Below are 20,121 nucleotides of genomic sequence, written 5' to 3' on the forward strand. Positions count from 1 at the left end.
GTCACCACATCAACTGCGCCTCCGTCACCGCGCCGGCCCGCACGGTCGTCACCTGCCCGGCGGGGGCCGCGCACGCGGCGAGCGCCGCGATGGCGGCGGCGATGAAAAGGGTGCTCACGACGGTCCTCGTCACTTTGATCCACTGCACGGCGCAAAACGTATCGGCAACCGGGACCAGCGTGGCGACTTCTCGTAACGCAAAGACAGGGGAGCATTTCGCGTGCTATGGGACCGGCTCCCCGTAGAGGACCAGGTTCTCGTCGTACGCGTGCGCGTCGGGGTCGAAGTCACCCGCACAGGTGACCAGGGCCAGCCGGGCGGTCCCCCGGGGCGTGAACAGGTCTTGCGGCAGGGCCTTCTTGGCGTGCGTGCGACGGGCGACGATCTTGTACGTGTGGCGTGCGCCGTCCGCCGTGGTGACCTGGGCACGGGTGCCCATGGGCACGTCGTGGAGGGCCTCGAAGGGGCCGGCCCCCTCCTCGGCCGAGTCAAGGTGGCCGGCCAGCAGGACGGTGCCGTGCGCGGCGCCGGGCGGTGCGCCGAGGGCCCACCAGCCCAGGCGCGTGGGGGACTCCGGCACGGCCATGGCCCCGCCCGCGTCGGCGGTGACCGGGTCGACCGGCGTGGGGCGCAGGTGGCCCGGGATGCTCAGGGAGACGGGCGGGGAGTACGCCGGGGCCCGCCCGGCCTCGGTCGGGCGCGCGGCGGCCGCCCCGGGCAGGGTGCCGGTGTCGGGCGCTCGCGTGGGGGCCGGGAAGAACGGGAAGAGGTACGCCACGACCGCCGTGGCGACCGCGGCGAGCCCGGTCCGGACCAGTACGCGGTCCGGACCGGGCCCGGCACCCGGCCAGGCGCCCATCGGCGTCAGCGGTTGTCGTTGCGGCGGATGCGGGACGCCGCCCAGAAGGCTCCCCCGGCCACCAGGACCCCGCCCACCGCCAGCGCGGGCACGGCCAGGACGACCGGTACGTCGGCCGCCAGGGAGGTGGCGGCCTGGCCGCCGTTGCCGGCGTGGATCCGCTTCGGCTTCGCGGCCCCGTGGTCGCGGCACTCGCCGCCGCGCACCATGTCCAGGTGCATGGCGACGACCGGGCGGGCGGCCTTGGCGGCGGCGGTCACCTCGGCGTTCTTGCCGTTGGCGATCTGGTTGTCGATCCGCGCCAGGGTCTTCTCGTGGGCGGCGGCCTGGGCGTTCAGCCAGGCGGTGTCGTACGCCTTGGTGCCCGCCTTGGCCATGATGGCCGCGAGCGTGTCCTGCTGTTCCTTGGAGGGCGCGACGGGCAGGTCGACGCCCTGCTTGTCGGCGAGGGCCCTGGTGTCCGCGTCGAGCTTGGTGTGGTCGCGGACGAGCACCTTGGCGACGTTCTTCACACAGGCGGTGGTGGCGTTCTTCTGGGCGTCCTTGCCCGCCGCGATCTCGGTCAGGTTGCCCTGGTGGGAGGCGCGCAGGAAGCCGGCGTCCGTGGGGTGGCCGGTGGTGGCGCCGTCGGCGGGCGCCGTGGCGAGGGCGGGGCCGGCGGCTATGCCGGTCAGGGCCAGACACGTGAAGGCCGTGGCGGCCCAGCGGTGGGTGCGGGTCACGATTGGTCGTCCGTTTCTCGTCGGTCGGCAGGTGACCCTCACGGTCGAGGGTCACGTGACCATCCGGACACGGCACGGTGCCGCCCGCCACTTGCCCTACTGCATACGGCGCACACTCGTTCAGGTGAGCGAGGCGGTGACCAGCAGGGCGAAGGACGCCGTGACCAGCAGCGTGCGCAGCAGGTGGAAGGCGTTCCAGCGGGACTCGAACGCCGACCGGGCGGGACCGGGCGCGCCGCCCTCCGAGCCCGCCAGCGCGTTGTTGAGCGGCACGTTCCCGCCGATGGTGACCAGGTGGTTGAGCACGGCACAGACCAGCCCGGCGACGATCAGCCACCGCTGGCTGTCCGACCGGCCCTCGACCGGTACGCCGAGGGCCAGGGCCGGGAAGACCACCACGCCCGCGAAGGCGGTCATGAACACCGCGCGGGGCACCTGCGCGTTGATGAGCCGCATGACCGTCACGAACTGCTCGTCGGAGAGCCGGGCGAGCGCGGGCATGATGCCGGTCCGGAAGATCAGCATGAAACCCGCGTACAGGCCGGTGGAGATGATCGCGAGGGCGAGCAGCAGCGTCGGCATGCGGCAATCATGGCAGCCGGCCCGATACGGCGTCAGTGCTTGAGACGAGTTCTCGAGTCGGGCTCTTGCCCGCGCGGCCGGTCGGTTCAGTCCCTGAGGCCGTTGGCCCGGCGGATCGATTCGGCGAGCTGCGCCACCACCTTGGACTCGGTCGTACGGGCCAGTTCCCCGGCCCGCTCGGCCAGCTCACCGCGCGAGGGCGCGCCCGGCAGTTCACCGCCGCGCAGCGAGTCGGCGAAGTACGCGGCCACGGCGGCGATCCGGAGGCCCGGCGCGGTGCCCTCGTCCCAGAGCCGGGCGCCGAGGGCGCCGGACTCCAGCGAGCCGGAGCGCTCGTGCGGGGCGCGTGAGGCCGGGTCGAGCCACCGGACGGTGGCGGTGGCCAGGTGGCCGCCCCGGCCGGCGGCGCCGGGCCGGGTCTTCACGGCGTACAGCGCGGTCACCTGGTGGCCGGGGCCGACCTCGCCGCCGTCCACCCGGTCGTCGCGGAAGTCGTCGTCGGCGACCTCCCGGTTCTCGTAGCCGATGAGCCGGAACGTCTCCACCGTCTTGGGGTCGAACGCCACCTGTGCCTTGGCGTCCCTGGCGCGCAGCTCGATGTGGGCGGGCAGTTGGTCGACGAACACCTTGCGGGCCTGCTCGGAGGTGGAGACGTACGTGGTGTGGCCGTCGCCCTTGTCGGCGAGCTGTTCCATCAGCGCGTCGCCGTACTCGCTGCCGACGCCCACCCCGAAGAGCGTGATGCCGTACTCGCGGCGCTCGTCCTCGATCCGCTCCAGGATGGCCTCCGCCTCGGTCGCGCCGGTGTTGGCGAGCGCGTCCGACAGCAGGACGACCCGGTTGGTGGCGCCCTTGCGGTGGCCTTCGACGGCCGTGTCGTAGCCGGCGGTCACGCCCGCCTCCACGTTGGTGGAGGAGGTGGTCTCCAGGCCGTCGATCACGTCGTGGACGCGGTCGCGGTTGCCTTCGACCCGGGTCATGGGCAGCCGGGTCTCGGCCACGTCGCTGAAGGTGACCAGGGCGATCGAGTCGTCGTCGCGGAGCTGGTCGGTGAGGACGCCGAGGGACTCCTTGACCAGGTCCAGGCGGCCCGGTTCGGCCATCGAGCCGGAGATGTCGACGACGAACGTCAGGGCGGCGGGCGGGCGTTCGCCGTGCCGGTCCGAGGGACGGGTGGCCAGCCCGACGCGGACGAGGGACCAGTCCCCGGACGCCGTACGGGCGCCGTCGAGGGTCACGGAGAAGCCGTTGCCGTCGGGCTTGGGGTAGTTCTGGCGGAAGCTGTTGACGAACTCCTCGGGGCGTACGGTGTCGGGCGCGGGCAGCCTGCCGTCGGCGAGGGTGCGGCGGGCGTAGCCGTACGAGGCGGTGTCGACGTCCAGCGCGAAGGTGGACAGGTAATCGGCGGGCGGGGCCTCACGCGCCGCGTCGCCCCGGCCGTCGGCTCCGGGGCGCTGTCCGCCGTCCGGTGCGCCGGGCGCGGGCGCGGGCACGCCGGGCGCGGGTGCACCGGGGGCGCGGTTGCCGCTGTCGCGCGCGGCGGTGCGGTCGGTTCCGCTACCGCCCGAGCAGCCCCCGAGCAGCAGCCCTCCGGCGAGCGCCGCCGTGACCGCCGCGACCGCCGCCCGGCGTGTCCGCGCCCGGCCCGCCCCGCCCTTCCTCCGTCGGTACACAGCCATCCGAACCCCCCATGTCTCATGTCGCCTCATGTCCCGGTGGACGTACGGCACTTGTGAATGTGACGTCCGAGGGGCCCTGGAGGAGCAGACGAAGGTGTTGCGGATGGGTCTCAATGCGGCAACACGGGGCAGTCCTGTGAGACAAACCGCAGGGGTTGGCTTGGACTCGCCAACCCCTGAACTTGCTCTTGTCACCGTGCGCAGTCACATGCGTACATGGAGTTGCGTACGTTCCAAGGGGATGGCGGGGGTGGTCAGCCGTGGCGAACGTTCCGGGCTCCGTGCTCGGTCGAGCGGCTTTAAGAGACACGACACCGGGGGGCGCCGTGCCGCCGCAGTCACCGCGGCCGGCCGGGCAGCCCGTGCGCGGGACGAGACAGATCTGCGCGACGCTCGCCGCGCTCACCGAGTCCGCCCGTCGTGAGGTGCTCACCTTCGACGACCCGGCCGCCTGCCTGGGCCTGTCGATCCCCGCGCCCTTCCTGGAGCTCGCCGGCACATGTGTGCGCACGGCGACGGAGCGGGTCCGTACGGTGCGTCAGATCGTCCCGCGCCACGCGCTCTCCAGGGTCACCGCCGCCGACGCCCCGGGGGCGGCGCGGCTGCCGGGCCGGGCCAGACTCACGGAGTCCATCCCGTTCAAGATGATCTTGGTGGACCGTACGGTCGCCGCCATCCCCCTCGATCTCGAACTGCTCTACAACGGGTTACTTCTGATCCGGGACCCGGTGGTGGTGCAGGCCCTCGTCCGGGCCCACCACGCCTGGTGGGAGATGGGCGAGGAGGTCACCGCGCGCCCGTCACCGCCCGGATCGCTGCCGACGCACCTACGGCCGGTGCTGGAGGCCCTGCTCGCCGGCCTCACGGACGAGACGGCCGCCGCGCGGCTGGGGATATCGGGGCGTACGTACAGCCGGCGTGTGGGCGAGCTGCTCGCGGCCCTGGGCACGACGAGCCGCTTCCGTGCGGGAGCGGAAGCGGCCCGTCGTGGCTGGCTGTGAGGCGGCGGCCTAGGACACGATGTCCTTGCGCGCGAACCCCCGGAACGCGAGCGCGAACAGGACCAGGGCGTAGGTCACGGACACCGCCGCGCCCTTGAGCATCCCACCCCACTCCAGTTGCGGCTGGAGCGCGTCGGCCCAGGCGAACTGCCAGTGCGCGGGCAGGAAGTCGCGCCACGAGCCGAGCGCCGTCACCGCGTCCAGCACATTGCCGATGATCGTCAGACCGACCGCGCCACCGACCGCGCCGAGCGGGGCGTCGGTCCTGGTCGAGAGCCAGAAGGCGAGGCCCGCCGTGACCAACTGGGAGACGAAGATGAACGCGACGACCAGCGCGAGGCGCGGCACCGTGTCGGCCGTGGCGAGGGAGCCGCCCGTGGGCAGCTCCAGCGGCCCCCAGCCGTACGCGACCGTGCCCGCCGCCAGAGCGACCAACGGCAGCAGCAGCATCGCCGCCGCGCTGAACGCGAGCGCCACGGCCAGCTTCGACCACAGCAGCCGGGCGCGCGGCACGGGCGCGGCCAGCAGATAGCGGAGGGAGGACCAACTGGCCTCGGACGCCACCGTGTCGCCGCAGAACAGCGCCACCGGCACCACCAGCAGGAAGCCGGCCGAGACGAACAGGCACGTGGCGGCGAAGTTGGCGCCCGACGCGGTCGCCGTGTCCATCAGGGTGATGCGGTCGTTGCCGCGCCCGTCCGGTCCGCCGCCGATCGCGAAGGCGGCGATCAGCACGAAGGGCAGGGCGGCCAGCACCGCGCCCATGACGAGGGTGCGGCGCCGCTTCAACTGGCGTACGGCTTCGACGCGCAGCGGCAGGGTGTGCCCGGCCCGGTAGCCGGGCGCGGCCGGGGTGCCGGTCGTGGTCGTCACGCGGGTCCTCCTCCGATCAGGGTGAGGAACGCGTCCTCAAGGCGGCGGTGCGGGCCGACGCCGGTCACCGGCACGTCCAGCCGGACGAGTTCGGTGATCAGGGCGGTGGCGGTCGCGCCGTCCAGCCGTACCAGCAGGCCGCCGTCCGTCCGTACCACCGAGCCGATGCCGGGCAGGGCGCCGACCTTGTCGAGCAGCGGCTCGGGCACGTCACCGGCGGTCGTGACGAGCAGGGTGTCGCCCGCGCCGGTGATCTCGGCGACCGGGCCCGCCTGGACGAGCCGGCCACGGTCCATGACCACCAGGTGCGTGCAGGACTGCTCGACCTCCGACAGGAGGTGGCTGGAGACGATGACGGTCCGGCCACCGGCCGCGTACCGGATCATCACGTCCCGCATCTCACGGATCTGCGGCGGGTCCAGTCCGTTGGTCGGTTCGTCGAGGATGAGGAGGTCCGGCAGGCCGAGCATCGCCTGGGCGATGGCGAGCCGCTGCCGCATGCCCTGCGAGTAGGTGCGCACGGCCCGGGCCAGCGCATCGCCGAGACCGGCGATCTCCAGGGCCTCGTCGATGTGGGCGTCCTCGGCGGGGCGGCCGGTGGCCCGCCAGTACAGCTCCAGGTTCTCGCGCCCCGACAGGTGCGGCAGGAAGCCCGCGCCCTCGACGAACGCGCCGACCCTGGACAGGACGGGCGCGCCCGGCCGGATGGCGTGGCCGAAGACCCGGATCTCCCCGTCGTCGGGGGTGATCAGGCCCATGAGCATGCGCAGGGTGGTGGTCTTGCCGGCGCCGTTCGGCCCGAGGAGCCCGAGGACCTGCCCCTTCTCGACCCGGAAGGAGAGGTCCCGGACGGCGTACCGGTCGGCGGACTTGGCGTACTTCTTCGTCAGTCCGGTGATCTGGAGCGGTACGCCGGCGAGCGCCGGATCGGGTGCGGGCGCGGTGGTGCGGCGGTGGGCGGTGAGCAGCAGGGCGCCGGCGATCAGGGCGCCGCCGGCCGGGAGGCCCCACACCCACCAGGGCAGGCCGGCGGCCTGGGTGCGTACGGCGGGGGCGGTGGGTACGGACAGGCCGCCGGTCACGCCGGCGGTGTACGCCGCCGGGGCGGCCGGGGTGGCGTAGCCGAGGTCGGTGGCGGCGAGGACGAGGCGCAGCCGGTGCCCGGCCTCCACCTCGTGGTCGATGGCGGGCAGCGTCAGCTCGACGGCCTTGCCGTTCTTCGCGCCCTCGACGCGGACGGGGCTGACGAGCTGGGCGGGCAGCACCTGTTGGCGTCCGTCCGGCCCCACGTCGTACACCTTGCCGAACAGGACCGCCTCGCCGGTGTCGGACGCGACGGTGACGCGAACGGTGGGCGAGCCGGTGATGCGCAACGGCTCGGTGAGGGGCTGGGACTCGAACCGGGCGAACTGCCCCGGGAAGTCGAGCGACAGGCCCACCCCGAGCGACGACAGTTGCGACAGCCCGCCGCCGAGGCCGGGTACGGCGGAGATGGCGGGCGGGGTGGCCCCGGCGGGGTTGCGGAACGTCTGCGGGCGGCCGGTGAGCGCGAGGGTGCGGGCCCCGCTGCGAAGGCCGGGGTAGCTGTCTCCGGTGGCGCCGCGCAGTTGGGCCTGCCCGTCGGTGGAGTCGACGCCGCCGGTGCGGCTGACCCGGAAGGCGGGGCCGGTGCCGGCGCCGGTGTCCTCCTTGAGGTACCGGTCGAACCAGGCGCCGATGCGTGCCTCGACGCGCCCGGCTTCGCGGTCGCCGCCGTCGTGCCCGCCCGCGATCCAGTCGACGGCGACGGGTGCGCCGTTGGCGCGGATGGCCTTGGCCATGGCGTCGGCGTGGGACAGCGGGAAGAGGGAGTCGGCCTGCCCCTGCACGATGAGCGCGGGCACCTTGATGCGATCGCCGACGGCGGAGGGGCTGCGTGCTGCGAGCAGCGCCCGCGCGGCGGCGTCCGGCTTCCCGGCGACGGCCACCCGCTCGTACATGGCGCACAGCACGTCCTGGAACCGCCCGCAGGCGGCCGCACCCGGCGCGGTGGCACGGGTGGGCCCGCCGGCCGTGTCCGGCGCCTCGGCACCGCCCGCGTTCCGGCCCGGGGGCTGGTCGCCCTCGCCGGGAGGCTCGCCCGGAGGCCGGGCCGGGGCCTCGGGCCGGTCGGACGAGGCCGCCGTGCCCGTGGTGAAGAAGATGCCGGCCCACAGTTTCTTGAAGACGCCGTCCGGGAAGAGCGCGTCCGCCAGATTCCAGTACGTGATCTGCGGGGCGATCGCGTCCACCCGCTTGTCGTACCCCGCCGCCAGCAATGAGATCGCCCCGCCGTACGACGAGCCCGACACGCCGACCCTGGGGTCGCCGTCGCCGTCGAGCCGCACCTCGGGGCGTTTCGCGAGCCAGTCGATGAGCCGCGAGACGTCCTTGACCTCGAAGTCCGGGTCGTTGAGCCCGATGCGTCCGGTCGAGCCGCCGAAGCCGCGCGCGGACCAGGTCAGCACGGCGTACCCGTCCCGCGCCAGCGTCTCGGCCTGGGCCCGCACGTCCTCCTTGCTGCCGCCGAAGCCGTGCCCGAGGAGCACGGCGGGGCGGCGGCCGTCGCCCTGGCCGGAGGTGAAGAACGACGTGTCGATCCTCGCTCCCGGCATCTCCATCACCGTGTCCTCGCGGTGCACGGACGGTTCACCGTCCGACGCGACGGCGGTCCAGGTGCCGGCACCCGCGAGCAGCACGACGGCGGCGGCGGTGGCGGCCGCCCGGCGGCCGGGGAATCGGATCTGCATGCCTAGACCCTAAGCGCCACGCCACCCCCGTCCTGGCGCCCTACGGCGGAACTCGGAGGCCTTCCTGAGGTGTACGCACTACGGTCGCCGTACACCGGACGCGGTACACGAGAGGACAGGAACGCCATGGAGATCCGCCGTGCGGCGACCGTCGCCGAGCTCATCGAGGCGCAGCACCTCTACGACGGCCCGGCGCGCGCCGAGTGGGCCGAGCGGTTCCTCGCGGCGCCCGGCCATCTGATGCTCATCGCCCATGTGGACGGCGTACCGGCCGGGATGGTGTCGGGCGTCGAGATGCTGCACCCGGACAAGGGCACGGAGATGTGTCTGTACGAATTGTCCGTCGACGAGCGGTACCGGCGGCGTGGCATCGGCCGGGCGCTGACCGAGGCGCTGGCCGCCGTCGCCCGTGAGCGGGGCTGTTACGACATGTGGGTCGGGGTGGACACCGACAACGATCCGGCATTGGCGACGTATCGCTCGGCCGGGGCTTTGGACGATGGAGAATTCGCCATGCTGACGTGGGAATTCGGCGACGAAGTGAAGAGGTCCGAGTAGAACCCTTGTGCGGTACATGACCAGCCGAGACGCTGTGGGGCCGTCCGGAAGAAAGGTCAGGTGCCCCCGAGATGAGAGCCCCATCCCGCAGGCCCCACCGCCGCCTCGGCGCGCTGATACCCGTCGTCGCCCTCGCGGCCGGTCTGCAGTTCGCCGTCACCCCCACCGCGCACTCCGCGCAGGTCGGCGACCTCCGTCTCGCCCCCACGGAAACCGCCGTTTCGAATAGCTGGATCGTCGTCCTCAAGGACGGCTCGACGCGCGCCGCCGACCTCGGCGTCACGCCGCAGCACACCTACCGCAGCGCCCTCGACGGGTTCTCCACGACCATGTCGAAGGCGAAGGCCGCCGCTCTCGCCGCCGACCCGAGGGTCGCGTACGTCGAGCAGAACCAGACGGTCCGCCTCAACGCCACCCAGCCGAACGCCACCTGGGGCCTGGACCGCATCGACCAGCGCGACCTGCCGCTGTCGACCACGTACACGTACAACACCTCCGCGTCGAACGTGAACGCGTACATCATCGACACCGGCATCCGGACCTCGCACAGCGAGTTCGGCGGCCGGGCGGTGGTCGGCACGGACACCGTCGGCGGCGGCCAGAACGGGCAGGACTGCCAGGGCCACGGCACGCACGTCGCCGGCACGGTCGGCGGCAAGACGTACGGCGTGGCGAAGGCGGCCAAGCTGATCGCCGTCCGCGTCCTGGACTGCAACGGCTCGGGTACGACGGCCGGTGTCATCGCGGGCGTGGACTGGGTGACGGCGAACGCCGTGAAGCCGGCGGTCGCCAACATGAGCCTGGGCGGCAGCGCGAACACGTCGCTCGACAACGCCGTCAAGCGGTCGATCGCGTCGGGCGTCTCGTACGCCATCGCGGCGGGCAACGGCAACATCCTGGGCCTGCCGGAGAACGCCTGCAACACGTCCCCCGCCCGCGTCCCGGAGGCGATCACGGTCGGCGCCACGGACAACGCGGACCGCCGGGCCTCGTTCTCCAACTACGGCACCTGCGTGGACCTCTTCGCCCCGGGCGTGAAGGTCACCTCGGCCTGGCGCACCAGCGACACGGCGACGAACACCATCTCCGGTACGTCGATGGCGGCGCCCCACACGGCGGGCGTGGCGGCCCTGTACCTCTCGAAGCACCCCACCGCCTCCCCGGCACAGGTGCGGGACGCACTGGTGAACAACGCCACGACCGGCAAGGTCCAGAACGCGATCACGGGCTCCCCGAACAAGCTGCTGTACTCGCTGTTCTAAGACCCCTGCGGCACGAGGTGCCCGAGGAGCTCCGCACCCGCCGGGTACGGACGCTCCTCGGGCATCAGCCGTTGCGCGCCCTCCAGGTCCCCTGCGCGCACCAGGGCGTGCATCTCACGGGCGAGCGGCGTCACGTCCCGTATGGAGACCATCCACTCGTCGGCGTACCGCGCGGACGCCTCACCCGCGAGCCCGAGCTGGAGCGAGCGGTACGGCAGCGGCGCGAGACGCAGGTCCCGCTCGGGGTCCCACTGGACGCGGGCCGGCGACTGGCGCAACTGCCGCTTCCAGGTGGCCTGGTCGGGGTGGAACCCGATCTTGTAGTGCGACAGGCAGGCGTGGCGCAGCGCCCATTCGAAGCCGTCACGGGTGATCTCGACGGCGAGGACCGTCTCCTGGCCCTCCTTGGCGGCCCAGCCGCAGCGGTACATCATCCACAGGAAGCTCGGCTTGATTCACGTCATCCGGTCCCGCTTCCAGGAGGCGGGGAAGCGGCCGTCGCGGGCGGCGGGGACGCCGATGGCGGGCCGGTACGCCTGGTAGACGGTCACCGTGTCGTCGGTGTGCAGGGCCCGGATGCGGTACTTGGGTTCCTCTTCGTACATGGCGAAAGGATCAACGGCCGGCCCCGGTCGGGGCCAGCCGTTTTCTCCGGGCCGGAATGCGTCAGTGGTTGCGCGGGAAGCCCAGGTCGACGCCCGCCGGGGCTTCGGACGGGTCGGGCCAGCGGGTGGTGACGACCTTGCCGCGGGTGTAGAAGTGGACGCCGTCGTTGCCGTAGATGTGGTGGTCGCCGAAGAGGGAGTCCTTCCAGCCACCGAAGGAGTGGTAGCCGACGGGCACCGGGATCGGCACGTTCACGCCGACCATGCCCGCCTGGATTTCGAGCTGGAAGCGGCGGGCGGCGCCGCCGTCGCGGGTGAAGATGGCGGTGCCGTTGCCGAACGGCGAGTCGTTGATGAGGCGGACGCCCTCCTCGTAGGTGTCGGCGCGCAGCACGCACAGCACCGGGCCGAAGATCTCGTCGCGGTAGGCGTCGGAGTCGGTGGACACCTTGTCGAGCAGGGACAGGCCGATCCAGTGGCCGTCCTCGAACCCGTCGACGGTGTAGCCGGTGCCGTCGAGGACGACCTCCGCGCCCTGGGCGGCGGCGCCGGTGACGTACGAGGCGACCTTGTCGCGGTGGGCGGCGGTGATCAGCGGACCCATCTCGGAGGTGGGGTCGTTTCCGGGGCCGATCTTGATCTTCTCGGCGCGCTCGCGGATCTTCTCCACGAGCTCGTCGCCGATCGCGCCGACCGCGACGACCGCCGAGATCGCCATGCAGCGCTCGCCCGCCGAGCCGTACGCCGCCGAGACCGCCGCGTCGGCGGCCGCGTCGAGGTCGGCGTCGGGCAGGACCAGCATGTGGTTCTTGGCACCGCCGAGGGCCTGGACGCGCTTGCCGTTCGCCGAGGCGGTGGTGTGGATGTACCTGGCGATCGGCGTCGAGCCGACGAAGGAGACGGCGGCGACGTCCGGGTGCTCCAGCAGTGCGTCCACGGCCACCTTGTCGCCGTGGACGACGTTGAGGACGCCGTCGGGCAGGCCCGCCTGGGAGGCCAGCTCGGCGAGCAGGTTGGCGGCGGACGGGTCCTTCTCGCTGGGCTTGAGCACGAAGGTGTTGCCGCAGGCGATGGCCAGCGGGAACATCCACATCGGCACCATCGCCGGGAAGTTGAACGGCGTGATGCCGGCGACCACGCCGAGCGGCTGGCGGATGGCGGCGACGTCGACCCGGTTGGAGACCTGGGTGGACAGCTCGCCCTTGAGCTGGACGGTGATGCCGCACGCCAGCTCGACGATCTCCAGGCCGCGCGCGACCTCGCCGAGGGCGTCGGAGTGGACCTTGCCGTGCTCGGCGGTGATCAGGGCGGCGATCTCGTCGCGGTGGGCGTCGAGCAGCGCGCGGTACTTGAACAGCACGGTGGTGCGCTGGGCCAGCGACGACGTCCCCCACGTCTCGTACGCGGCCCTGGCCGCGGCGACGGCCGCGTCGACCTCCTCGGCGGACGCGAGGGCGACCTTCGTGGTGACGGCGCCGGTCGCCGGGTCGGTGACCGGTCCCCAGTTGCCCGACGTGCCTTCGACGGTCTTGCCACCGATCCAGTGGTTGACGATCTTCGTCATGACGAAAAGCTCCTTCAGATGCTTCACAGATGGCGGCGTCGGGCTGCGACTTGCCGGTCGTACTCCTCCCGGGCCTTGACCGCCGGTGTACGGGTCGCGGTCTCGGCCACGGGCACATCCCACCATGCCTCGGCGGCGGGCGCGCCCGACACTGTGTCTGCCGTTTCGGTCTCGACGTAGACACATGTGGGGACGGTCGCCGCGCGGGCCTCGGCGAGGGCTTCTCGCAGGTCACGGACGGTGTGGGCCCGCAGGACGCGCATGCCGAGGGAGGCGGCGTTGGCGGCGAGGTCGACGGGGAGCGGGTCGCCGGTGTACGTGCCGTCGGGGGCCCGGTAGCGGTAGGCGGTGCCGTACCGTTCGGCGCCCACGGACTCGGAGAGGCCGCCGATCGAGGCGTACCCGTGGTTCTGGAGGACGACCACCTTGATGGGCACGTTCTCCTGGACGGCGGTGACGATCTCGGTGGGGTTCATCAGGTACGTACCATCGCCGACGAGGGCCCAGACGGGGCGGCCGGGGGCGGCGAGGGCGACGCCGATGGCGGCGGGGATCTCGTAGCCCATGCAGGAGTACCCGTACTCGACGTGGTACTGGTCGTGGGAGCGGGCCCGCCAGAGCTTGTGCAGGTCGCCGGGGAGCGATCCGGCGGCGTTGATCAGGATGTCGTCGCCGTCGACCAGGGTGTCGAGTGCGCCCAGGACCTGCGGCTGGGTGGGGCGCGCGTCGTCGCTCTCGGGGGTGTACGCGGAGGTGACGCGCGCCTCCCAGCGGATGCGCTCCTCGTGGTACTCGATCTGGTACTGCGCGGGGACGGTGTACCCCTGGAGGGCTCGCGCGAGGTGGTCCAGGCCCTCGCGGGCGTCGGCGACCAGTGGCAGCGCGGCCATCTTGTGGGCGTCGAAGCCGGTGATGTTGAGGTTGACGAACCGGACGCAGGGATGGGCGAAGAGCGTGGCGGACGCGGTGGTGAAGTCGGAGTAGCGGGTGCCGACGCCGATCACCAGGTCGGCGGTGCGCGCGAGGCTGTTGGCGGTGGAGGTACCGGTGTGGCCGATGGCGCCGACGTCGGCGGGGTGGCCGTGCGGCAGGGCGCCCTTGCCGGCCTGGGTGCAGGCGACGGGGATGCCGGTCGCGCCGGCGAGGGCGGCCAGGGCGGGTTCGGCGCGGCTGTGGTGGACGCCGCCGCCGGCGATGATCAGGGGCCGCTCGGCCGCCGTGATCGCCTGGACGGCGGCGTCCAGTCCGGCCGGGTCGGGCTGTGGGCGGCGCACCTGCCAGACGCGTTCGGCGAAGAACTCCTCCGGCCAGTCGAACGCTTCCGCCTGCACGTCCTGCGGCAGCGCGAGCGTGACCGCGCCGGTGGTGGCGGGGTCGGCGAGCACACGCATGGCGGCGAGGGCGGCGGGAACCAGCGCCTCGGGGCGGGTGACCCGGTCGAAGTACCGCGACACGGGGCGGAGGGTGTCGTTGACGGACACGTCACCGGCGTGGGGCACTTCGAGCTGCTGGAGGACCGGGTCGGCGGGCCGGGTCGCGAAGGTGTCGCCGGGCAGGAGCAGCACCGGGAGGTGGTTGATGGTGGCGAGCGCGGCGCCGGTGACGAGGTTGGTGGCGCCCGGGCCGATGGAGGTGGTGACGGCGTGGGCGGACAGGCGGTTGGACTGGCGGGCGTAACCGACGGCGGCGTGCACCATGGCCTGCTCGTTGCGGCCCTGGAGGTAGGGCATCTCGTCCCCGTACTCGACGAGGGCCTGGCCGATCCCCGCCACATTGCCGTGGCCGAAGATGCCCCAGGTGGCGTTGATGAGCCGGTGGCGCTGCCCGTCGCGCTCGGTGTACTGGCGGGCCAGGAAGGCGACGAGCGCCTGGGCGGTGGTGAGCCGCCGGGTGCCGGTCTTCGGGCTGCTCATCGGTATCCCTCCGTGCGGTGGTCGGGGTGGAAGCGGATCTTCCACTCCCGTTCGTCACCCGGCCCGGCCATGACGTTGAGGTAGTACATGGTGTGGCCGGGGGCGGCGATGGACGGGCCGTGCCAGCCGTCCGGTACGAGGACGGCGTCGCCGCCGCGGACCTCGGCGAGGACGTCGGCGCCGCCGGGGCGGGACGGCGACACGCGCTGGTAGCCCACCCCGTCGCCCTCGATCTCGAAGTAGTAGATCTCCTCCAGCTCCGCTTCCTCGCCCGGCAGGTGCTCGTCGTGTTTGTGGGGCGGGTAGGAGGACCAGTTGCCGCCGGGGGTGATGACCTCGACGGCGATGAGCCGGTCGCAGTCGAAGGTGTCGGCGGCGGCGAAGTTGTGCACCTCGCGGGCGCAGACGCCGCTGCCGCGCGCCTCGACCGGTACCTCCGGCGCGGGGCCGTAGCGAGCGGGGAGTCGTCGCTCGCACTTCGCTCCTGCCAGGGCGAAGCGGCCTCCCGCGCCGGAGGCGATCTGGGCGTGGGCGTCACGCGGTAGGTACGCGAAGTCGGTGACGCCGCTGAACACGCTTTCCCGGCCGAGCAGTTCGATGATCTCGCCGTCGACCTGCACCGTACAACCGCCGGTGAGGGGAAGCACCACCCACTCGCTGTCTCCGGTGGCGAAGAGGTGGGACTCGCCGGGGCCGAGGACGAGGACGCGGAGGGCGCAATAGCCCCAGCCGGCCGCTTTCGGGTCGATGTGGAGCGCGTAGGGCCCCTGGGCGGCCTCGCCCCTCGGTACGTACAGCTTCTGCTCGGTCATGCTCTCTCCGTACCCCTCTCCGTACCCCTTCGGACCGGTCATCAGAGTCCTTGAAGCAGGCCCACGGCCGTGTCGACGGCGGCGGCGACGTCGCCGTCCGCCGGATAGAGCAGCGAGCGGCCCACCACCAGGCCCTGGACGGTCGGCAGCCGCAGCGCCTTGCGCCACTTCTCGTACGCCGTGTCCTGGTCGGGCCCCACGTCGCCGCCGAGGAGGACGGCGGGCAGGGTCGTGGTCTCCATGACCCGCGCCATGTCGTCGGGGTCATCGGTGACGGGCACCTTGAGCCAGGTGTACGCGGACGTCCCGGCGAGCCCGGAGGCGATGGCGAGCGAGGTGGTCACCGCGTCGGGGCTCAGGTCGTTGCGCACGCGGCCGTCCACCGGGTCGCGGCGGGAGAGGAACGGTTCGACGAAGACGGGGAGCCGCCGCTCGGCCATGGCGTCGATGGTGCGGGCGGCGGAGGCGAGGGTGGTGAGGGAGCCGGGGTCGGTGTGGTCGATGCGCAGCAGCAGCTTGCCGGCGTCGAAGCCGAGGCGGGCCAGGTCCTCGGGGCGGTGGCCGGTGAACCGGTCGTCCAGCTCGAAGGCGGCGCCCGCGAGGCCCCCGCGGTTCATGGACCCCATCACCACCTTGTCCTCCAGGGCGCCGAGGAGGAGCAGGTCGTCGAGGATGTCGGCGGTGGCGAGGACGCCGTCGACGCCGGGGCGGGAGAGCGCCAGGCAGAGCCGTTCCAGCAGGTCGAGGCGGTTGGCCATGGCGAGCGGCCGGTCCCCGACGGCGAGGGCGCCCCGGGCGGGGTGGTCGGCGGCGACGATCATCAGCTTGCCGGATTCGCCGAGGAGCGCCCGGCGCCTCCGGCGGGCGGCGGCCTCGGCGACGGCTTCGGGGTGCCGGGTGCGGACGGCGACGAGGTGCGCGAGGTCGACGGTCATGGCGTGCCGCCGCTCTCGCTGGTGAGCGCCTGCTCCACCTCGTCGGGGAAGGGCATCGCGGAGGAGCAGGCGAGGCGGGAGGCGACGATGGCGCCGGCGGCGTTGGCGTACCGGACGGTCCGCTCCAGGTCCCAGCCGGCGAGCAGGCCGTGGCACAGGGCCCCACCGAACGCGTCCCCGGCGCCCAGGCCGTTGACGACCTCGACCGGGACGGGCGGTACGTCGGCGGTGTCGCCGTCGGCGGTCATGGCGAGGACGCCCTTGGGGCCCTGCTTGACGACGGCGAGGCGGACGCCCGCGTCGAGGAGGGCGCGGGCGGCGGCGTACGGCTCGCGCTCACCGGTGGCGATCTCGCACTCGTCGAGGTTGCCGACGGCGACGGTGGCGTGCCGGAGGGCCGCGCGGTAGTGGGGCCGGGCCTCGTCGGCACCGGACCAGAACATGGGGCGCCAGTCGAGGTCGAAGACGGTGAGCCGCCCGTCGTGGGCGGTGGGGGCCGACCGGGCGGCGAGGGCCGCGAGGGTGGCCGTCCGGCTGGGCTCGGCGCAGAGCCCGGTACCCGTCATCCAGAACACCCGGGCGGCGGCGATGGCGGCCAGGTCCAGCTCGTGCTCGTGGATCTCCAGGTCCGGGGCCTTGGGCTGCCGGTAGAAGTAGAGCGGGAAGTCGTCGGGCGGGAAGATCTCGCAGAAGGTGAGCGGGGTCGGGTACGCCTCGACGGGCGTCACCCACCGGTCGTCCACGCCGAAGGCGCGCAGCTCCTGGTGGAGGTACTCGCCGAACGGGTCCGCACCCGTGCGGGTGATCAGCGCGGTCCGCCGGCCGAGCCGGGCGGCGGCGACCGCCACGTTGGAGGCCGAGCCGCCGAGGAACTTGCCGAACGTCTCGGCCCGCGCCAGTGGCACGCCGGTCTGGAGGGGGTAGAGGTCCACCCCGATGCGCCCCATGGTGATGAGGTCGTACGGATCGGTCGCCATCCATGTCCCCTTCGCGTCGGCACCGTGGTCAGGTCTAGCCGCCCCCGGAAGGCCTGTCAACATTTTGTCCTTACATTCGGACCAACTCTTGACGCCCCGCTCCGGCCCCGACCAAGCTGGCCCTCATGACGCCGCTGTCACCAACGCCGCTGTCCCGTATCCGGATCGGTTCCGCCCCCGACTCATGGGGTGTGTGGTTCCCCGACGATCCGCAGCAAGTCCCCTGGCAGCGCTTCCTCGACGAGGTCGCCCAGGCCGGGTACGAGTGGATCGAACTCGGGCCGTACGGCTACCTCCCCACCGACCCCGCCCGGCTCACCGAGGAGACCGCCCGCCGCGGGCTGAAGGTCTCGGCGGGCACGGTCTTCACCGGCCTCCACCACGGCGAGGCCGTCTGGGAGAAGACCTGGGCACACGTCGCGGACAACGCCACGCTCGCCCGCGCAATGGGCGCCGACCACCTCGTCGTCATCCCGTCCTTCTGGCGCGACGACAAGACCGGCGAAGTACTGGAGGACCGCGACCTGACGGCCGCTCAATGGCGCGACCTGACCCGCCTGACCGAGCGCCTCGGCCTGGAGGTCCAGGACCGCTTCGGCCTCCGCATCGTCGTCCACCCGCACGCCGACACCCACATCGACAGCGAGGACAACGTCGCCCGCTTCCTCGACGCCACCGACCCCGACCTCGTCGCCCTCTGTCTGGACACCGGCCACTACGCCTACTGCGGCGGCGACAGCGTCAAACTCATCGAGACCTACGGCGAACGCATCGGCTACCTGCACCTCAAGCAGGTCGACCCCGAGATCCTCGCCCAAGTCGTCGCGGACGGCATCCCGTTCGGCCCGGCCGTCGCCCGCGGCGTCATGTGCGAACCCCCCACCGGCATCCCCGCCCTCGAACCCGTCCTCGCCGCCGCCCAGGCCCTGGACGTCGACCTCTTCGCCATCGTCGAACAGGACATGTACCCCTGCCCCCCGGACAAACCCCTCCCCATCGCCGAACGCACCCGCCGCTTCCTGCGTTCTTGCGGGGCGTGAGGGCGGCGCTCAGTTGTGGCTGCCGGCACTAGCAGCGGGCCAGTGTGCCGCTCTCCCTGGTGAGTTTGGGACTGTGGGCCCACCCTTCGGTGTTCGTCCCCTCGATACGGGCGTAGATCCACTTATTGCCGTAGGCGTTGGTGACGTAGCAGTGGTAATAGAGCTTTACGCCGGTCTTGACCACGGTCACGTACTGGCATTCCGCGTACGGCCCAGTGTAGAGGTGGGAGTTCTCCGCCAGGTAGCCGTAGCCGTCGCTGCGGTTCTCGTGGGCCCAGCCGGTGCACGCCGTCGACACCGGGGTGGGCTCCTTCACCGTCGGACTGGGCTTGGTCTCCGGAGGGGCCGACGGGCTCTCGGCCGGCTTGCCGCCTCCGTCGCCGGGCGCCGTCGTGGGGCCCGTCTCCTTGTCCTGGTCCTCGCCTTCGTCCTCGTCCTTGGGACCGTCCGCCTCCTCCGAGGGGGACGCCGACTGCGAGGGCGCGCTGGGAGAACCGGCGGACGTCGGGGTGCTGCTCCCGGGCGGCTGGTGGCTGCCCGTCGGGGAGCTGACGCCGGGCGGGGCCGGCTGCGTGACGTCCAGGGTCTTGCCGCCCTGTGGGGCTGTCAGGGCGTAGGTGATGCCACCGCCCACGGCGAGGAGCAGAACGGCCGCCGCCGACGCGGTGAGGGTGGTCCGGCTGCGCTTCCGTGCGCGACGGGCGACGGAGCGGCTCGTCTCGGGGGCGGGGACTCCGGCCGGGCCCGCCACCGGCGCGCCGGCCTGCGGAAGCGTCGACGGCAGGTGGGGCTGCGGGTAGCCCGCATGCGGCGGCTGGGGCTGCGGGGCGGGCTGGGGGAACAGCGGGGGGCCGAACCCGGGGGCCGGTGCGGCGGCGGCCGCGGCCCCCGGGTCCGGCGTGGGAGCGGGAGCGGGAGCGGAAGCCGGCTCGGTGGACGCGAGGGGCACCGTCCCGCCCGAGGCGACGTGCTCCAGCATGCCGCGCGCCTGGTCCGCGGTGGGCCGGTCCTCCGGTTCCTTCGCCATCAGCGCCCGGAGCACCGGCGTGAGCGGTCCCGCCAGTCGGGGCTCCGGCAGCGGTTCGGTGACGATCGCCGACAGGGTGGACCAGGCGGACGTGAGGCGGAACGGCGAAGTGCCCTCCACGGCCGCGTACAGCGTCATGCCGAGCGACCAGATGTCCGACGCGGGACCGGGCTCCCGGCCCTGGGCGCGCTCCGGCGGCAGGTAGTCGAGAGAGCCGACGATGTCACCGCTGCGGGTCAGCTTGGCCATGGCATCGTCACCGGACGCTTCCATGGTGGCGATGCCGAAATCGGTGAGGACGACCCTCCCGCCGTGCTCCAGCAGCACGTTCGCGGGTTTGACGTCCCGGTGCAGTACGCCGACCCGGTGCGCGGCGTCGAGCGCGTCCATCAGCTTGGCGCCGATCGCCGCGGCTTCGTGCGGCTCCAGAGTGCCGCGCTCCGTCAGCAGGTCGTCGAGCGAGCACCCTTCGACGAGCTCCATGACGATGACCGGCAGGCCCCGCTCCTCGGTCACGTCGTGCACGGTGACCACACCGCTGTGCCGTATGCGGGCGGCGGCCTGCGCCTCCCGCTGCATCCGGGTCCGCAGATCGGCCAGTTCGGCCGTGGAGGCGTCGGTGAAGGCCCGCAGGACCTTGACGGCGACCTCCCGGTTCAGCAGTTCGTCCACCGCCCGGGCGACCACGCCCATGCCACCGCGCCCGATCACGGAAGTCACCCGGTAACGGCCGCCGAGAACCTTTCCTATCAGCTCTCCGCCATTCGCTTCCCCCGTCGTCACCGCACGCTCCGTTCCATCGCTGTTCGCCATCCGTCAACCGGTGCCCCAAGCGTAGGGGCAGGCATACGGCGGGAGTTGGGCGGCCGCACCGGGCGGCCGGGCGTGACGAAGGGTGCCGCGCCCCCGGCCCCGGCGCCGGCCCGGGCCCGGCGTGACGGAAA

17 protein-coding genes and 1 pseudogene are annotated in these 20,121 nt (G+C 72.7%); 4 read left to right on the forward strand and 14 right to left on the reverse strand.

What is annotated here, in order from left to right; translation table 11 throughout:
* Position 1: 1 nt before the first annotated feature.
* From AB0J57_RS29580 to AB0J57_RS29600, 5 genes are all read right to left on the reverse strand, one after another.
* Positions 2-148, reverse strand: a complete 147-nt coding sequence (locus AB0J57_RS29580; protein WP_366131400.1) for a hypothetical protein — start codon at positions 146-148, stop codon at positions 2-4.
* A gap of 75 nt (positions 149-223) precedes the next feature.
* The gene (locus AB0J57_RS29585) at positions 224-859 is read right to left on the reverse strand and encodes a class F sortase (protein ID WP_366131401.1); all 636 of its coding nucleotides are present in this window, start codon (positions 857-859) and stop codon (positions 224-226) included.
* Between the two features lie 5 nt (positions 860-864).
* Positions 865-1,581 carry a DUF4142 domain-containing protein gene (locus AB0J57_RS29590; protein ID WP_366131402.1) on the reverse strand — a complete coding sequence of 239 codons (717 nt, stop codon included), beginning with the start codon at positions 1,579-1,581 and terminating at the stop codon, positions 865-867.
* A 120-nt stretch (positions 1,582-1,701) separates the two neighbouring features.
* Positions 1,702-2,163 carry an anthrone oxygenase family protein gene (locus AB0J57_RS29595; protein WP_366131404.1) on the reverse strand — a complete coding sequence of 154 codons (462 nt, stop codon included), beginning with the start codon at positions 2,161-2,163 and terminating at the stop codon, positions 1,702-1,704.
* Between the two features lie 86 nt (positions 2,164-2,249).
* A complete protein-coding gene (locus tag AB0J57_RS29600; RefSeq protein ID WP_366131405.1) occupies positions 2,250-3,842 on the reverse strand; it encodes a von Willebrand factor type A domain-containing protein in 1,593 nt (530 codons plus the stop codon).
* Between the two features lie 362 nt (positions 3,843-4,204).
* Here AB0J57_RS29600 and AB0J57_RS29605 point away from each other — a divergent pair, with 362 nt between their 5' ends.
* Positions 4,205-4,843, forward strand: a complete 639-nt coding sequence (locus tag AB0J57_RS29605) for a DNA-binding response regulator (protein WP_366131406.1) — start codon at positions 4,205-4,207, stop codon at positions 4,841-4,843.
* 9 nt (positions 4,844-4,852) lie between these two features.
* Here the strand turns inward: AB0J57_RS29605 and AB0J57_RS29610 are convergent, their stop codons facing one another.
* On the reverse strand, positions 4,853-5,716 hold the full coding sequence (locus AB0J57_RS29610; protein ID WP_366131407.1) for an ABC transporter permease: 864 nt from the start codon (positions 5,714-5,716) through the stop codon (positions 4,853-4,855).
* Positions 5,713-8,484: an alpha/beta fold hydrolase gene (locus AB0J57_RS29615; protein WP_366131408.1), complete on the reverse strand. Its 2,772-nt coding sequence runs from the start codon at positions 8,482-8,484 to the stop codon at positions 5,713-5,715. Before AB0J57_RS29615 ends, AB0J57_RS29610 begins: the two co-directional genes overlap by 4 nt.
* Positions 8,485-8,610: 126 nt before the next feature.
* Here AB0J57_RS29615 and AB0J57_RS29620 point away from each other — a divergent pair, with 126 nt between their 5' ends.
* Together AB0J57_RS29620 and AB0J57_RS29625 are read left to right on the forward strand one after the other, a co-directional pair.
* Positions 8,611-9,042, forward strand: coding sequence for a GNAT family N-acetyltransferase (locus AB0J57_RS29620; RefSeq protein ID WP_366131409.1), 432 nt, complete (start codon positions 8,611-8,613; stop codon positions 9,040-9,042).
* A gap of 71 nt (positions 9,043-9,113) precedes the next feature.
* The gene (locus AB0J57_RS29625) at positions 9,114-10,304 is read left to right on the forward strand and encodes a S8 family serine peptidase (protein WP_366131410.1); all 1,191 of its coding nucleotides are present in this window, start codon (positions 9,114-9,116) and stop codon (positions 10,302-10,304) included.
* On the opposite strand, the pseudogene AB0J57_RS29630 reads toward AB0J57_RS29625, so the two are convergent.
* From AB0J57_RS29630 to iolC, 6 genes and pseudogenes are all read right to left on the reverse strand, one after another.
* Positions 10,301-10,909 (reverse strand): annotated as a pseudogene (locus tag AB0J57_RS29630) (DUF4291 domain-containing protein). The gene AB0J57_RS29625 and the pseudogene AB0J57_RS29630 overlap by 4 nt on opposite strands.
* A 61-nt stretch (positions 10,910-10,970) precedes the next feature.
* Positions 10,971-12,473, reverse strand: a complete 1,503-nt coding sequence (gene mmsA, locus AB0J57_RS29635) for a CoA-acylating methylmalonate-semialdehyde dehydrogenase (protein ID WP_366131411.1) — start codon at positions 12,471-12,473, stop codon at positions 10,971-10,973.
* Between the two features lie 23 nt (positions 12,474-12,496).
* Positions 12,497-14,386 (reverse strand): 3D-(3,5/4)-trihydroxycyclohexane-1,2-dione acylhydrolase (decyclizing), encoded by a 1,890-nt coding sequence (iolD, locus tag AB0J57_RS29640; RefSeq protein WP_366131412.1) that lies wholly within the window; start codon positions 14,384-14,386, stop codon positions 12,497-12,499.
* Positions 14,383-15,198 (reverse strand): 5-deoxy-glucuronate isomerase, encoded by an 816-nt coding sequence (gene iolB / locus AB0J57_RS29645; protein ID WP_366131413.1) that lies wholly within the window; start codon positions 15,196-15,198, stop codon positions 14,383-14,385. The genes iolD and iolB overlap by 4 nt, the downstream gene beginning before the upstream one ends.
* A gap of 41 nt (positions 15,199-15,239) precedes the next feature.
* Positions 15,240-16,133 carry a deoxyribose-phosphate aldolase gene (locus AB0J57_RS29650; protein WP_366131414.1) on the reverse strand — a complete coding sequence of 298 codons (894 nt, stop codon included), beginning with the start codon at positions 16,131-16,133 and terminating at the stop codon, positions 15,240-15,242.
* The gene (gene iolC, locus AB0J57_RS29655; protein ID WP_366131415.1) at positions 16,130-17,110 is read right to left on the reverse strand and encodes a 5-dehydro-2-deoxygluconokinase; all 981 of its coding nucleotides are present in this window, start codon (positions 17,108-17,110) and stop codon (positions 16,130-16,132) included. Before iolC ends, AB0J57_RS29650 begins: the two co-directional genes overlap by 4 nt.
* A gap of 125 nt (positions 17,111-17,235) precedes the next feature.
* Here iolC and AB0J57_RS29660 point away from each other — a divergent pair, with 125 nt between their 5' ends.
* Positions 17,236-18,150: a sugar phosphate isomerase/epimerase gene (locus AB0J57_RS29660; protein WP_366131416.1), complete on the forward strand. Its 915-nt coding sequence runs from the start codon at positions 17,236-17,238 to the stop codon at positions 18,148-18,150.
* 28 nt (positions 18,151-18,178) lie between these two features.
* On the opposite strand, the gene AB0J57_RS29665 is transcribed toward AB0J57_RS29660, so the two are convergent.
* Entirely contained in the window at positions 18,179-19,990 is a 1,812-nt protein-coding gene (locus tag AB0J57_RS29665) for a serine/threonine-protein kinase (RefSeq protein WP_366131417.1), read from the reverse strand.
* Between the last annotated feature and the right edge of the window lie 131 nt (positions 19,991-20,121).

It is taken from the genome of Streptomyces sp. NPDC049837, from assembly GCF_040674455.1.
Lineage (GTDB): Bacteria > Actinomycetota > Actinomycetes > Streptomycetales > Streptomycetaceae > Streptomyces.